This is a genomic window from Cytobacillus horneckiae (genome assembly GCF_002835735.1).
Lineage (GTDB): Bacteria > Bacillota > Bacilli > Bacillales > Cytobacillaceae > Cytobacillus > Cytobacillus horneckiae.
The window spans coordinates 21,704-35,111 of the sequence record NZ_PISD01000041.1 but is presented as its reverse complement, the minus strand read 5'-3'; the positions used below and the strand labels follow the sequence as shown (position 1 = coordinate 35,111).

At 38.5% G+C, this 13,408-nt stretch carries 12 protein-coding genes; all 12 read left to right on the top strand.

Annotated elements, in window-relative coordinates; translation table 11 throughout:
• Positions 1 to 12 precede the first annotated feature (12 nt).
• The 12 genes from CWS20_RS18315 to CWS20_RS18260 all read left to right on the top strand — a co-directional run bounded on the left by CWS20_RS18315 (position 13) and on the right by CWS20_RS18260 (position 13,341).
• A complete protein-coding gene (locus CWS20_RS18315; RefSeq protein ID WP_066192097.1) occupies positions 13 to 966 on the top strand; it encodes a ribose-phosphate diphosphokinase in 954 nt (317 codons plus the stop codon).
• Between the two features lie 389 nt (positions 967 to 1,355).
• On the top strand, positions 1,356 to 1,985 hold the full coding sequence (locus tag CWS20_RS18310) for a 50S ribosomal protein L25/general stress protein Ctc (RefSeq protein ID WP_066192098.1): 630 nt from the start codon (positions 1,356 to 1,358) through the stop codon (positions 1,983 to 1,985).
• Positions 1,986 to 2,252: 267 nt separating this feature from the next.
• Entirely contained in the window at positions 2,253 to 2,813 is a 561-nt protein-coding gene (gene pth, locus CWS20_RS18305) for an aminoacyl-tRNA hydrolase (protein WP_066192099.1), read from the top strand.
• Positions 2,814 to 2,926: 113 nt separating this feature from the next.
• Positions 2,927 to 3,157: an anti-sigma-F factor Fin gene (gene fin, locus CWS20_RS18300; protein WP_066192100.1), complete on the top strand. Its 231-nt coding sequence runs from the start codon at positions 2,927 to 2,929 to the stop codon at positions 3,155 to 3,157.
• 600 nt (positions 3,158 to 3,757) lie between these two features.
• On the top strand, positions 3,758 to 7,294 hold the full coding sequence (gene mfd, locus CWS20_RS18295; protein ID WP_066192101.1) for a transcription-repair coupling factor: 3,537 nt from the start codon (positions 3,758 to 3,760) through the stop codon (positions 7,292 to 7,294).
• Between the two features lie 465 nt (positions 7,295 to 7,759).
• Complete coding sequence (gene spoVT / locus CWS20_RS18290) at positions 7,760 to 8,296, top strand: stage V sporulation protein T (RefSeq protein ID WP_066192102.1); 537 nt, start codon at positions 7,760 to 7,762, stop codon at positions 8,294 to 8,296.
• Positions 8,297 to 8,423: 127 nt separating this feature from the next.
• Positions 8,424 to 10,043 carry a putative polysaccharide biosynthesis protein gene (locus tag CWS20_RS18285; RefSeq protein ID WP_066192103.1) on the top strand — a complete coding sequence of 540 codons (1,620 nt, stop codon included), beginning with the start codon at positions 8,424 to 8,426 and terminating at the stop codon, positions 10,041 to 10,043.
• Between the two features lie 7 nt (positions 10,044 to 10,050).
• On the top strand, positions 10,051 to 11,502 hold the full coding sequence (gene yabN, locus CWS20_RS18280; RefSeq protein WP_066192104.1) for a bifunctional methyltransferase/pyrophosphohydrolase YabN: 1,452 nt from the start codon (positions 10,051 to 10,053) through the stop codon (positions 11,500 to 11,502).
• Positions 11,503 to 11,536: 34 nt separating this feature from the next.
• Complete coding sequence (locus tag CWS20_RS18275) at positions 11,537 to 11,800, top strand: RNA-binding S4 domain-containing protein (protein ID WP_066192105.1); 264 nt, start codon at positions 11,537 to 11,539, stop codon at positions 11,798 to 11,800.
• Between the two features lie 147 nt (positions 11,801 to 11,947).
• On the top strand, positions 11,948 to 12,250 hold the full coding sequence (gene yabP, locus CWS20_RS18270) for a sporulation protein YabP (protein ID WP_066194137.1): 303 nt from the start codon (positions 11,948 to 11,950) through the stop codon (positions 12,248 to 12,250).
• Complete coding sequence (yabQ, locus tag CWS20_RS18265) at positions 12,247 to 12,876, top strand: spore cortex biosynthesis protein YabQ (protein WP_066192106.1); 630 nt, start codon at positions 12,247 to 12,249, stop codon at positions 12,874 to 12,876. The genes yabP and yabQ overlap by 4 nt, the downstream gene beginning before the upstream one ends.
• 18 nt (positions 12,877 to 12,894) lie before the next feature.
• Positions 12,895 to 13,341, top strand: coding sequence for an FtsB family cell division protein (locus CWS20_RS18260; RefSeq protein WP_066192107.1), 447 nt, complete (start codon positions 12,895 to 12,897; stop codon positions 13,339 to 13,341).
• Positions 13,342 to 13,408: the final 67 nt, after the last annotated feature.

Genomic DNA, 13,408 nt, shown 5'->3' with positions numbered 1-13,408 from the left:
TGGAGGCGCATCATGTCAAATCAGTATTTAGATCCAAATTTAAAAGTATTTAGTTTAAATTCAAACAGAGGTTTAGCTAGTGAAATCGCTAAATTTATCGGCGTAGAATTAGGGAAGTGTTCTGTCACTCGTTTTAGTGACGGAGAAATCCAAATCAATATCGAAGAAAGTATCCGCGGATGTGATGTGTATGTTATTCAATCAACTAGCAATCCAGTAAATGAACATTTAATGGAGTTGTTAATCATGATTGATGCATTAAAGCGTGCATCTGCGAAAACAATTAATATCGTTATGCCGTATTATGGCTATGCGCGTCAAGACCGTAAAGCCCGTGCGCGTGAACCGATCACAGCTAAATTAGCAGCTAACTTGCTTGAGACTGCTGGTGCAACACGCGTAATCACTCTTGACTTGCATGCGCCGCAAATCCAAGGTTTCTTTGACATTCCGATCGACCACTTAATGGGTGTGCCTATTCTTTCCGAGTACTTTAAAGATAGGGTCGAAGGAGATATTGTTGTCGTTTCACCTGACCACGGAGGTGTTACAAGAGCGCGTAAAATGGCTGATCAATTAAAAGCGCCAATCGCTATCATCGATAAACGCCGTCCACGACCAAATGTGGCGGAAGTTATGAACATTGTAGGTAATATCGAAGGCAAGATTGCTATCTTAATTGATGATATTATTGATACAGCAGGTACAATTACATTAGCCGCGAATGCATTGGTTGAAAATGGCGCAGCTGAGGTATATGCATGCTGTACGCATCCTGTGCTTTCAGGCCCTGCAATCGAAAGAATTGAAAACTCTCAAATTAAAGAGCTAGTCGTAACGAACTCCATCGTTCTAGCAGAGGAAAAGAAAACAGATAAAATTGTTGAGTTATCTGTAGCTCCTCTTATTGGCGAAGCGATCATTCGCGTACATGAAGAGCAATCAGTAAGCGTATTGTTTGATTAATACATCAAAAATGATATAAAAAAGGAAGACTTGCTAATTTAGCAAGTCTTCCTTTGAAAAGAGACGAGAAGAATATATATTTCAGAGTGTTGAAAAAGGGTAAATAAAAAAATTAGTTGGATTCGGAAAGCTATCCGCTCGACTCCTGCTCAGAGTAGCGAGACAGCCGAGACACTAAAGGTGTGTTGCGACGGAAGTGGATCGACGCTCGCTCCGCTAAAAAGCGAGTGATAAGCCTTGGAGAATCCCAAACCTATCATTTTTATTTTTTGAAAAGCGTTTCTCTAAAACCTGATTCTTTTCCTGTTTTTTTATAATATGATGTTTATCTTTCTTACATTTAGGGAATTTTCTATTAAAGAGCCTTAAAAAAGAAAGGGGTCATAATTATGGCTACTGTATTGCAAGCGCAGGAAAGAAAAGAATTTCGTCATTCATTTTTGACACAGATTCGTCAAGAAGGGAATGTTCCAGCTGTAGTATACGGGACAAAAATGGAAAGTAAACCTATTTTCTTCAATGAGGCGGATCTTATAAAAACAATAAAGGAAGTAGGAAGAAATGGCGTTTTTTCCTTAGATTTAGATGGGAAAAAAGTAGATGTTGTTCTTACTGATTATCAAGCAGATCCTTTAAAGAACAATATGATTCACGCTGATTTCCTATCAGTAGATAAAACAACAGAATTGACAGCGGATGTACGAGTCAATCTTGTAGGTGTATCGCCTGGAGTAAAGGATGGCGGAGTAATGCAACAAATCTTGCATGAAGTCTCCGTGACAGGAACACCAGATAATATTCCACAATCAATTGATGTTGATATATCCAATCTTCAAGTGAATGAAAACTTGACAATAGCTGATTTGACAAATATAGTATCAATAAAAATTAATCATGATGAGGAAGAGGTACTCGTATCTATTCTTCCACCAAAAGTTGAAGAGGAAATCAATAGTGGTGAAGAGCAGGAAGCTGGTACACCTGATCAAGAAGAAGGACGAGAGACAAAAGCTGAGTAAGCATAAAGGTCATTTTAACTTTAAAAATGCAGGGCCGACCGATAATTAAAGAAGGTCAGCCCTTGTTTTTTGTCAACCTACCGCTCCAAGCCCTTTGGGGACTTAAGATACATTGAAAATAAAAGGTGTTCTATACCTCTTCTATTTTCAATGTATCTTAAGCTCGAGGCCCGCAGGACGTGGCTGCATTTGGACAATAAAAGCGCCTTTGGACCTCCATGCTATAGAGAAAGGCCTCTTCCACATTTTATAAGGGGTTGAAGAAGTATGAAGTTGTTTGTTGGATTAGGGAATCCTGGTAAACCATACGATCGCACAAGACATAATATTGGTTTTGAAGTAATTGATGCACTTTCGGAAAAGTGGAGCATTCCATTAAATCAATCAAAGTTTAAGGGTATGTATGGAATGGGCCATATAAAAGGCGAAAAAGTTTTTCTTTTAAAGCCACTTACTTATATGAATTTATCCGGTGAGTCTATTAGACCTCTAATGGATTATTATCATATTGATATTGAGGACTTAGTCGTCATTTATGATGATTTGGATTTACCAGTAGGAAGAATCAGACTTCGCCAAAAAGGCAGCGCAGGCGGTCATAACGGTATTAAGTCAACGATTGCCCATACAGGCACTCAGGAGTTTAACCGCATTCGTGTAGGAATAGACCGGCCTCCTAGCGGTATGAAGGTGCCGGATTATGTTCTCGGGAAATTTACAGCTGAAGAGCAGGGAGAACTGAAAGAAATTGTTAAAAAATGTACAGAAGCTTGTGAAGAATGGCTGGATTCACCATTTTTACAAGTAATGAATGTATATAATCAATAATTTTTCATATATAATTAATATAAAGAGCCTTTATGAGTTTTATGATGATGAATAACCTTCCTGCTATGAGTCAATAATAGCAATATGATTGAATCAGGTTAGGGAGTGATTGCTTGGCGATCCATTATTTTTGCCGCCACTGCGGCACTAAATTAGGTACGCTTGAAGAAAAATCTGTTCATACTGAACAACTAGGCTTTCATAAATTAAATGATGAAGAACGGCATGACATGATATCTTATGATACATCTGGTGATATGAGTGTGAAGGCAATCTGTGAAGATTGTCAAGAATCGCTAGAGCGCAATCCTGATTTTCATCAACAGGATTTTCTTATTCACTAAAAAGCTTTGGACAGTTATCCAAAGCGTTTTTCTATTTCACATAAGATGGCTGAAAATACCTATCCAGTTTGCTCTGAGTCAGGAAAAAAAGCTTATGTGGATAGAGAAGGTACTTTTGCATGGCAGCACGAATAGTTAATATATTATAAAAACTTGCGAATACAGCTCTAATGAAAAAAAGCTTCCTAAGTCTGAAAAGTTTGGGGAGCTTAGAGTGTTTAAAAGAGCTGCAGCTGTTTTAAAAGTAATACTAGATTGAACAATAATTGCATAGCTCCGGCACCTATAAACTATCAAACTTCAGCAAATCAATTTCATTTCTCGCCCATGAACGGACAGTAAGACCCCCACTTTAACCCATAAAGGATAAGTGGGAGAAGCAGCTGCCTGTGAAAATGGTGAGATACAGTGAAACTTAATCTTCGTTCAGTTAACCCAATTGGCTACGTACTGGCGATTGATTGAAGCGTAGACATAGCGACAGTAGAATGGGACTAACACACTGAAGAAGTTTCATTTAACTAGTTGTGGCTTATTAGAAGTTTATATGTCAACTAAAGGACGGGTGCCCTGAGCTTTTCTAAATAGGAGGACCACTGCATGTTAGGGCTTAAACGCATTTTTACACAGCAGGACGAGGTAATGTCCGTCTTGTCGGGGATAGATGAAGGGTTGAAGGAACAAATGATTGCTGGGCTTACAGGGTCAGCAAGAACATTATTTTTAGCATCGGTCTATGCTCAATCAAAAAGGCCAATGCTCGTTGCCACACATAATCTCTTACAAGCACAAAAATTATATGACGATATGATTCATTTAACAGGAGAGGAAGAGGTTTTTCTATATCCTGCCAATGAATTAATTGCGGCAGAGTTGAGTATTGCCAGTCCAGAGCTAAAGTCACAACGGATTGAGGCATTAAATCATTGGAGTAATCATCGATCAGGTATTATGATTGTGCCGATGGCTGGTTTACGCAAAATCCTGCCTCCATCTGACTTGTGGAGAAATACCCAGCTCTTAGTTAAAATCGGGGATGATTTAACAGAGGATCAACTAAAGAAGTTTGTCAAAATGGGATATACGAGAGTTGATATGGTATCTTCTCCTGGTGAATTCAGTGTGCGTGGCGGTATTATCGATATTTATCCGTTAACGGAAATGAATCCAATTCGGATTGAATTATTTGATACAGAAGTGGATTCTATTCGTTATTTCTCATTAGAGGATCAGCGTTCAAAAGAAAAAATAGATAAAGTGTTAATTGGCCCTGCAACTGAGACGCCGATGGAGGCTGAACACTTTGATAGATTAATTAATCAGCTTGAAAAAGGTCTTGGCACCAGCTTGAAAAAATTAAAAGATGATCAAGCGAAGCAGAGCTTAACACAAAATATTGGCTACGAGCTTGAGCAATTAAAGATGGGCAATAAACCCGAACAGTTATATAAATATTTATCATTAGCCTACGAGGGCGGAAGTAGTTTAATAGAGTATCTTCCGCAAAATGGGCTCGTTTTTATTGATGAAATCAGCCGGGTGCAAGAAATGAATGATTCTCTTGAGAAAGAGGAGGCCGAATGGTATACAAGCCTATTAGGTGAAGGGAAGATTATACATGATGTGCAAACATCTCATCCATTAAAAGAATTATTGCATCGAACAAAGCATCCAATTACGTATATGTCTTTGTTTCTTCGTCATGTTCCTAATACGAGTCCGCAAAATATCATCAATCTATCTTGCAAGCCAATGCAAAATTTTCACGGACAAATGCATGTGCTTAAATCTGAATTAGAAAGATGGAAAAAGGGCAATTATGCAGTCGTCTTTCTTGGTGTGGATGATGAGCGCGTTCAAAAGCTGCAAAACGTGTTGGAGGACTATGAAATTGACAGTATGGTTGCTGTTAGTGATCAATCGCTTGCACAAGGAAGAGTGCAAATCATGGAAGGCGGCTTGCAAACAGGATTTGAATTACCTAACCAAAGGCTGGCTGTAATCACTGAGGAAGAGTTGTTTAATAAACGGACAAAAAAGAAAACACGTCGTCAAAAGCTTTCGAATGCAGAGAGAATTAAAAGCTATTCAGAGCTGAAAATTGGTGATTATGTTGTTCATGTTAATCATGGTATTGGTAAATATTTAGGGATAGAGACGCTTGAAATCAACGGAGTGCACAAGGATTATTTAAATATTCGCTATCAAGGTAGCGACCAATTATATGTACCTGTTGAACAAATTGATTTAGTGCAGAAATATGTAGGTTCAGAATCAAAAGAGCCTAAAATTTATAAATTAGGCGGCAACGATTGGAAACGGGTAAAGAAAAAGGTTCAATCTTCCGTTCAAGATATCGCTGATGATTTAATTAAGCTTTATGCTGAGAGGGAAGCGTCAAAAGGTTATGCTTTCAGTCCTGATGGCGATATGCAGCGGGATTTTGAGGCAGCTTTCCCTTATCAGGAAACAGAAGATCAAGTCCGTTCCATAAACGAGATTAAAAAGGATATGGAAAGAGAAAGGCCGATGGATCGTCTCCTTTGTGGAGATGTGGGCTATGGGAAAACAGAAGTGGCGATTAGAGCTGTGTTTAAAGCGATCGCAGACGGAAAACAGGTTGCTTTCTTGGTGCCTACAACCATTCTTGCCCAGCAGCATTTCGAAACGATGCGTGAGCGTTTTCAAGACTATCCGGTGGAAATTGGCATGCTGAGCCGCTTTAGAACAAAGAAGCAGCAGTCAGAAACGATTAAAGGTTTAAAGGCTGGAACAGTTGATGTAGTGGTAGGTACTCACCGAATTCTATCAAAGGATTTAAGTTATCGTGATCTTGGATTATTAATTATCGATGAAGAGCAACGCTTTGGCGTAACCCATAAAGAGAAAATTAAACAGCTAAAAACAAATGTGGATGTATTAACTCTTACAGCAACACCAATTCCGAGAACGCTTCACATGTCAATGCTAGGTGTGAGGGATTTATCTGTCATTGAAACGCCGCCAGAAAATCGTTTCCCTGTGCAAACCTATGTGATGGAATACAATGGGGTATTGGTGAGAGAGGCGATTGAGAGAGAATTAGCCCGAAATGGCCAAGTCTACTTCTTATATAACAGAGTGGAAGACATAGAGCGCAAAGCTGAAGAAATCTCAATGATTGTTCCGGATGCGCGGGTCACGTATGCGCACGGACAAATGAGCGAAAACGAACTGGAAAGTGTCATGCTCGGATTTTTAGAGGGAGAGTATGATGTTTTAGTCAGTACAACGATTATTGAGACGGGAGTAGACATACCAAACGTAAATACATTAATCGTTCATGATGCGGATAAAATGGGATTGTCACAGCTTTATCAATTAAGAGGGCGTGTAGGGCGTTCCAATCGTGTTGCTTATGCCTATTTCACTTATAGAAAAGATAAAGTATTAACCGAAATCGCCGAGAAACGATTACAGGCGATTAAAGAATTTACTGAACTTGGTTCTGGCTTTAAAATTGCGATGCGTGACTTAACTATACGCGGAGCAGGTAATCTTCTCGGAGCAGAGCAGCATGGATTTATTGATTCGGTTGGCTTTGATTTGTATTCTCAAATGCTTAAAGAGGCGATTGAAGAACGAAAAGAAAAAATTGATGGCACACCGAAGAAAGAAAGCATGGAAATCGATGTCGAAGTGGATGCATACATCCCGGATGCGTATATCTCAGATGGACATCAGAAGATTGAAATGTATAAACGATTTAGAGGAGTCGCAGCATTGGAAGATGTTGAAGAACTTCAGGATGAAATGATAGATCGCTTTGGCGACTATCCGGATGAAGTTGGTTACTTATTTAAAATCGCTGAAATGAAGGTATATGGTGAAATGGCAGGCGTTGAAATCGTTAAACAATCAAAAGAAGAGGTATTGGTTCTTTTATCTGAGCAAGGCAGTTCTGATATTGACGGTCAAAAAGTATTTAAGTTGAGCAGTAAATACGGCCGGATGATTGGTCTTGGGATGGATGGAAAAAAACTAAAGGCTGTCCTTCATGTAAAAGGTGTACCTGCTCATGAGTGGTTGCAAATTGCATTTGAATTCATTAAGGGAATGAATGATGCAAAGAAAATACAGGATAAAACAGTAAAATGATGGTAAATTAAATGTCATAATTGAAATGTTTATTGTCACAAGACTAGGGTAATTCAAGGATAGAGCACTTATTTTGGAATGTTTATCCCTTTCTGGAATGAATCACACCTACAAGAAAAAAATATTTGGACGTGCATATAACTTTCCATATGAAAGATACTAAGTTCAAACATGGCGATGCATTCATAATCTCCCAATGAATCATAGCCGTAAGAAAAGTAAAAGCTACTGAAGGGAAATCGCGCTATTGTTACAAAATAACATTGAGGGCGTGATGACCGAAGCTTAGCCTAGTTTCATCAGCAAAGGGATTTCAGAAACCATATCATTGCTACTTTAAAGAGAGAGCTTAGTGATCATGGGAGGGTTTTTGAAGGGCATAGTCCTAGAAGTCTGACCCGGTTAAGTGAAAAAGCTTTCAGCTTTTCGATTAAAAATCATCAGATGAAAGTGAGGCAACGTTGAATGAAGGCAACTGGTATTGTTCGTCGTATTGATGATTTGGGTCGTGTAGTCATTCCTAAGGAGATTCGCAGAACTTTGCGAATTCGTGAAGGAGACCCTCTTGAGATTTTTGTAGACCGTGATGGGGAAGTCATCTTAAAGAAATATTCACCTATAAGTGAACTAAGCGACTTTGCCAAGGAGTACGCCGAAGCGCTTTATGACAGCTTAGGCAACCCGGTCTTAATCTGCGACAGAGATACATATATCGCAGTAGCAGGAGGTTCCAAAAAGGATTACTTAAACAAGAGCATAAGCGAACTTGTAGAAAAAACAATGGAAGATCGCAGCTCTGTTCTCGTTACCCAATCAGGTGAAATTTCAATTGTTGATGGCAACACGGAATCTGTATCATCCTACACGATTGGTCCAATCGTAGCGAATGGAGATCCAATCGGAGCCGTTGTAATTTTAGCAAAAGAAGATTCATTAGGTGAAGTAGAACAAAAGTCAGTGGAGACCGCAGCAGGTTTTCTAGCTAGGCAAATGGAATCATAAATATTAAAAAGGCAGCGGCTATGCTGCCTTTTTTTATGGCCATTTTCCATACATATTAACCATATAATAATTATGCTATAATACAATTCGAAAAGAGGACATAAAGGTTATGACTGCATAACTATGGATGAAAGGGGGAGGCGAGCTGGATTCTGTCAATACTTCAAAAGACATACTTAAAGGTGCGCTGATCCTAACGGCAGCGGCGATATTTATAAAAATATTAAGTGCAACCTATCGAGTTCCTTTTCAAAACATTGTTGGGGACGTGGGTTATTACATATATCAGCAAGTGTATCCGTTTTATGGCATTGCGTTGGTGCTGGCCACTTCAGGATTTCCAGTGGTGATTTCGAAGTTATATGTTGAACAGAAGAGTAAGTACGGTATATCAGGAATTAAACAGCTATTTGCTATTGGTGCCTCAATATTAATGATTGTTGGTTTTGTTGGTTTTTTCACTTTGTATTACGGAGCTGAATGGCTTGCGGTAAAAATGGATGACCCAGCTCTTGCCAAACCGCTGCAGGTTGCTTCATACAGTTTTCTCATTCTCCCTATTCTTTCTTTATTAAGAGGATATTTTCAAGGAAAAGCGAATATGATTCCCACCGCTGTTTCTCAAGTAGCAGAGCAGCTTGTCAGAGTGGCGGTTATTTTAGGTGCTGCCCTATTCCTCACAAAGCAGGGCTACTCATTATATGACGTAAGCGGCGGCGCATATTATGGCGCATTTGTTGGGGGATTTACCGCTTTATTCATTTTGGTGCTGTTTATTATTAAGAGCCGTGCCGGTTTGCCAATCCAAATAAGGATGCGGCGCCAAGGCAGCTGGTTAATTGCTAAAGCGCTTCTGACCCAAGGATTTGCCATTTGTGTGAGCAGCTTATTACTCATCTTTATTCAGCTGGCTGACTCCCTTAATTTATATTCGTTATTAGTCGCCTCAGGCTTTGGTGAGCTGGAAGCGAAAGAGTTGAAGGGTGTGTATGATAGAGGTCAGCCTCTTATACAACTTGGATCTGTGATTGCTACTTCAATGGCACTTTCGCTAGTGCCATTAATTACAAAGGAGCAGATGAACCAGTCAAATACTTTAAATGCAAAAATCAACTTGATTCTGCGTATTAGTATCATGATTAGTGTAGCAGCTACTGCTGGTCTGTGGTCTATTATAGAGCCAACCAATAGGATGCTATTTGAAAATGGAAAGGGTTCAGATGTATTAGCTATCTTAAGTATCCTTATTTTACTAAGTTCATTAATTATTACTGTAACAGCTGTATTACAAGGTTTAGGTTATCCGTTTTTTTCAGCGGTGCTCATCCTTTTAGGCTGCGGTTTAAAATATGTATTAAACACCATCTATGTACCTGTCTACGGTTTGACTGGTGCCGCAACAGCTTCTTGCATCACATTGTGCATGATTCTTGTGTTATTGCTAATCAAGCTTAGACGGCATGTAAAAGGTCCGTTTATCTCAATAAGATTTTTATTTGTGATTTTTATTGCAGCAGCGGTTATGGTTTTGTTATTAACCTATTACTTAAAAGTAACAAACGGGCTGTATGATAGTTATAGCAATGAAAGAATCTCCGCCGGCATTCAAGCATTAAGTGCGGTAGTTATTGGAGCGGTTGTATATTTGTTTATTGTTATACGGGGTAATACCTTTACTGAAGAAGAGCTGGAAATGCTGCCTTTCGGAAATAAGCTGCTTCTATTTAAAAAGGGAATAAGGAGATGAAGATGAAATGAAAATTTCCATTATCGGTTTAGGGGCAGGGGATTTTGAACAACTTCCAATGGGTGTGTACAAGCAGTTAAAATCGTCAGACCATTTGTATTTACGGACGAAGGAGCATCCTGTCATTGCAGAATTGGAATCAGAGGGGCTTGCTTATCAATCATTTGACCATATTTATGAAGCACATGATCAATTTGATGCTGTTTATGAAGAAATCTGTTCTTTTCTTTTACAGGAAGCCAGTAAATACAATCTTGTCTATGCGGTTCCAGGACATCCGCTTGTAGCTGAAAAGACCGTTCAGCTATTAATTGAGCGCGCTGAAGAGGCAGGAATAGAATTAGAAATAAACGGCGGACAAAGCTTCCTTGATAGTATGTTTCAAGCGCTAAAAATTGACCCGGTTGAAGGCTTTCAGCTTTTAGATGGAACAAGCTTAAATAAAGATGAACTCTCATTAAAGCAGCATATGATTATCGGTCAGGTCTATGATAGTTTTGTGGCTTCTGAGGTAAAGCTTTCTTTAATGGATTTACTTCCATTTGATTATAAAGTTTGGATTGTTACAGCAGCAGGCAGCAAAGAGGAAGAGTTGAGAGAGGTTCCTTTATTTGAATTAGATCATCATATGAGATTGAATAACCTCACATCTGTATATGTTCCGCCTGTGTCAGATGAAGCGCTTCTTAATAAAAGCTTTAATAAGCTCAGAGAAATCATTGCAGTGCTTAGGGGGCCAAATGGCTGTCCATGGGATAAAAAACAAACGCATGAATCTCTTAAGAAATATTTAATTGAAGAAGCCTATGAATTAATTGAAGCAATTGATGAAGATGATATCGATCATATCATTGAGGAATTAGGAGATGTCCTTTTACAGGTATTGCTTCATGCTCAAATAGGGGAAGATGAAGGGTTCTTTTCCATTGAGGATATTATTCAAGGGCTGTCAGAGAAAATGATCCGCCGTCATCCCCATGTATTTGGCGGAGTGGAAGCAGAGAATGTCGATGAAGTGCTGCAAAATTGGCAAAGCATAAAGGCAGAAGAAAAGGGAGAAAAGCCAGCTTCCCTGCTTGATGGGATACCAGCTTCCTATCCGCAGTTATTGAAGGCGGAAGCGTTGCAAAAAAAAGCAGCGAAGGTCGGATTCGATTGGGAAGAAGTCAGCTCAATTTGGGATAAAGTAAGAGAAGAAATTAAAGAATTTGAAATAGAAACCGAGAATAATAATGAAAATATGATTTCTGAGTTTGGAGATATATTGTTTGCTTTTGTCAATATTGCTCGTTATTATCAAATCAACCCGGAAGAAGCATTAAATCGAACGAATAATAAATTTTATCATCGGTTTTTATATATAGAGGAAAAGGTAAGAGAAAGCGGAAAGGATATTTCATCTTTTTCTGTAGATCAGCTTGATGCATTTTGGAATGAAGCGAAAAAAAGAGGTTATTAAAACGTATAAAATGGGTATAAGGAAGTGATTAGTTATGAGATTGGATAAGTTTTTAAAAGTATCAAGATTGATAAAAAGAAGAACACTTGCCAAGGAGGTCTCTGACCAAGGCAGAATTTCTGTTAATGGCATACCTGCTAAGGCAAGCTCGAATGTAAAAGCAGGAGATGAGCTATCCATCAGATTTGGCCAAAAGCTTGTTACTGTGAAGATTGACAAAGTTCAAGAGACAACTAAAAAAGAAGAAGCGGCTGATATGTATACTGTAATTAAGGAAGAAAAGCTTAGCCAAGAATAGCAGAGAAGCGGTCTCAGCCTATTATACATAGTCCGATTACTGATCTAACTTTACGTGCTTGATTTTCTATTCAGCTTGTTCTAATTCCCTGTTCTCATTCATAAATATGTACCAAAGGAATGTACTATGGATTGTGAGGGATTAGATATGAGCCAGTACTATGAGAATAACTCGAGTAAAGCGAGTACACCTGATCATGATGTCATTATGCGAGGAAGGCGTCTGCTGGATATTACGGGAGTTAAACATGTAGAAAGCTTTGATAATGAAGAGTTTTTACTGGAAACAGTCATGGGGTTTTTAGCTATTAAAGGGCAAAATCTACAAATGAAGAATTTGGATGTAGATAAAGGGATTGTCTCAATAAAGGGGAAGGTATTCGATCTCGTTTATATGGATGATCAACATGGGGAAAAGGCTAAAGGCTTCTTTAGCAAGTTATTCCGATGACGCTTACTACCCAATTCGTGACCATGCTATCTATGATTGGCATGGGTGCCCTTTTTGGGGCGGGGTTAGATACTTACCAGCGGTTCTTAAAGAGGCCAACAAGAAAAGGCTGGATTGTGTTTATCAATGATATTCTTTTTTGGCTTCTTCAAGGACTAGCTGTATTTTATATCCTCTTTTTGGTCAATCAAGGAGAGCTGCGTTTGTATATTTTCCTTGCCCTGCTTTGTGGATTTGCAGCATATCAAAGTTTATTAAAAAATATTTATGTCAAATTATTAGAGATATTCATATCCATCGTGATCTCGATTTATCGTTTTTTGGTGAAAGTTGTACAAGTTTTACTCGTTCATCCAGTCCGAGCGTTAATTTCTATGGTGATTGCTTTAGTTATTATGCTGGTGAAGGGCGTACTCATTCTTTTAAAAACTGCGGCCAAGCTTGTTTGGGCAATGATAAAAATTATTTTTCTGCCAATGCGATGGCTGATGCGCCTAATTTGGAAACTATTGCCGAAACGTCTTAAAAAATCGGTCGAGAAGTTATATGGAAAATTGGAAGGATATTTACAACGGATTAAAGAATATGTAAAGAAACAGATAGCAAAATGGAAGAAGAAAGAGTAAGCAGAAGGGAGCGGTTAGATGAGTGTGAACAACAGGAAGAAAAATATAGCTAAAATGAATACAAGCTATGTGAAGCAGCGTGAAGCAGTAGAAATTAGCAAGCAAAGAAAGAAAAAGCTTCTCTACAGGAGACTAGGAGCGTTTTTTATTCTAGTGGCAGCTATTTCTATATTTATGATTACTACACTCGTATCTCAATCTGCCACTCTGAATGATAAAGCTGCCGAAAAGGAAAAGCTTGATCAACAATTAACAGAGCTTGAAAAGAAACAAAAAATACTCGATGAAGAAATTATTAAATTAAATGATGATGAATATATCGCCAAGCTGGCAAGAAAAGATTATTATTTATCTGAAGAAGGAGAAATCCTATTTAAAATGCCGGATAGTGCAGAAGATGAGAAATTGAAAGATAAAGAGGAAAAAGAGGAGAAACAGAAGAAAAAGGAAAATACATCCGAATAGCCATGTATTGACACTCTTTTTTATAATTCGGTATAATATGATATAAGTATGATTATTTAGTTTCACT

What these genes read in the sequence shown, in the direction of transcription:
- yabN (WP_066192104.1), top strand. Translation starts at nt 10,051, where the DNA reads ATGAAAATTTCCATTATCGGTTTAGGGGCAGGGGATTTTGAACAACTT.
- mfd (WP_066192101.1), top strand. Translation starts at nt 3,758, where the DNA reads ATGTTAGGGCTTAAACGCATTTTTACACAGCAGGACGAGGTAATGTCC.
- pth (WP_066192099.1), top strand. Translation starts at nt 2,253, where the DNA reads ATGAAGTTGTTTGTTGGATTAGGGAATCCTGGTAAACCATACGATCGC.
- CWS20_RS18315 (WP_066192097.1), top strand. Translation starts at nt 13, where the DNA reads ATGTCAAATCAGTATTTAGATCCAAATTTAAAAGTATTTAGTTTAAAT.
- CWS20_RS18260 (WP_066192107.1), top strand. Translation starts at nt 12,895, where the DNA reads ATGAGTGTGAACAACAGGAAGAAAAATATAGCTAAAATGAATACAAGC.
- spoVT (WP_066192102.1), top strand. Translation starts at nt 7,760, where the DNA reads ATGAAGGCAACTGGTATTGTTCGTCGTATTGATGATTTGGGTCGTGTA.
- yabQ (WP_066192106.1), top strand. Translation starts at nt 12,247, where the DNA reads ATGACGCTTACTACCCAATTCGTGACCATGCTATCTATGATTGGCATG.
- CWS20_RS18275 (WP_066192105.1), top strand. Translation starts at nt 11,537, where the DNA reads ATGAGATTGGATAAGTTTTTAAAAGTATCAAGATTGATAAAAAGAAGA.
- CWS20_RS18285 (WP_066192103.1), top strand. Translation starts at nt 8,424, where the DNA reads ATGAAAGGGGGAGGCGAGCTGGATTCTGTCAATACTTCAAAAGACATA.
- CWS20_RS18310 (WP_066192098.1), top strand. Translation starts at nt 1,356, where the DNA reads ATGGCTACTGTATTGCAAGCGCAGGAAAGAAAAGAATTTCGTCATTCA.
- yabP (WP_066194137.1), top strand. Translation starts at nt 11,948, where the DNA reads ATGAGCCAGTACTATGAGAATAACTCGAGTAAAGCGAGTACACCTGAT.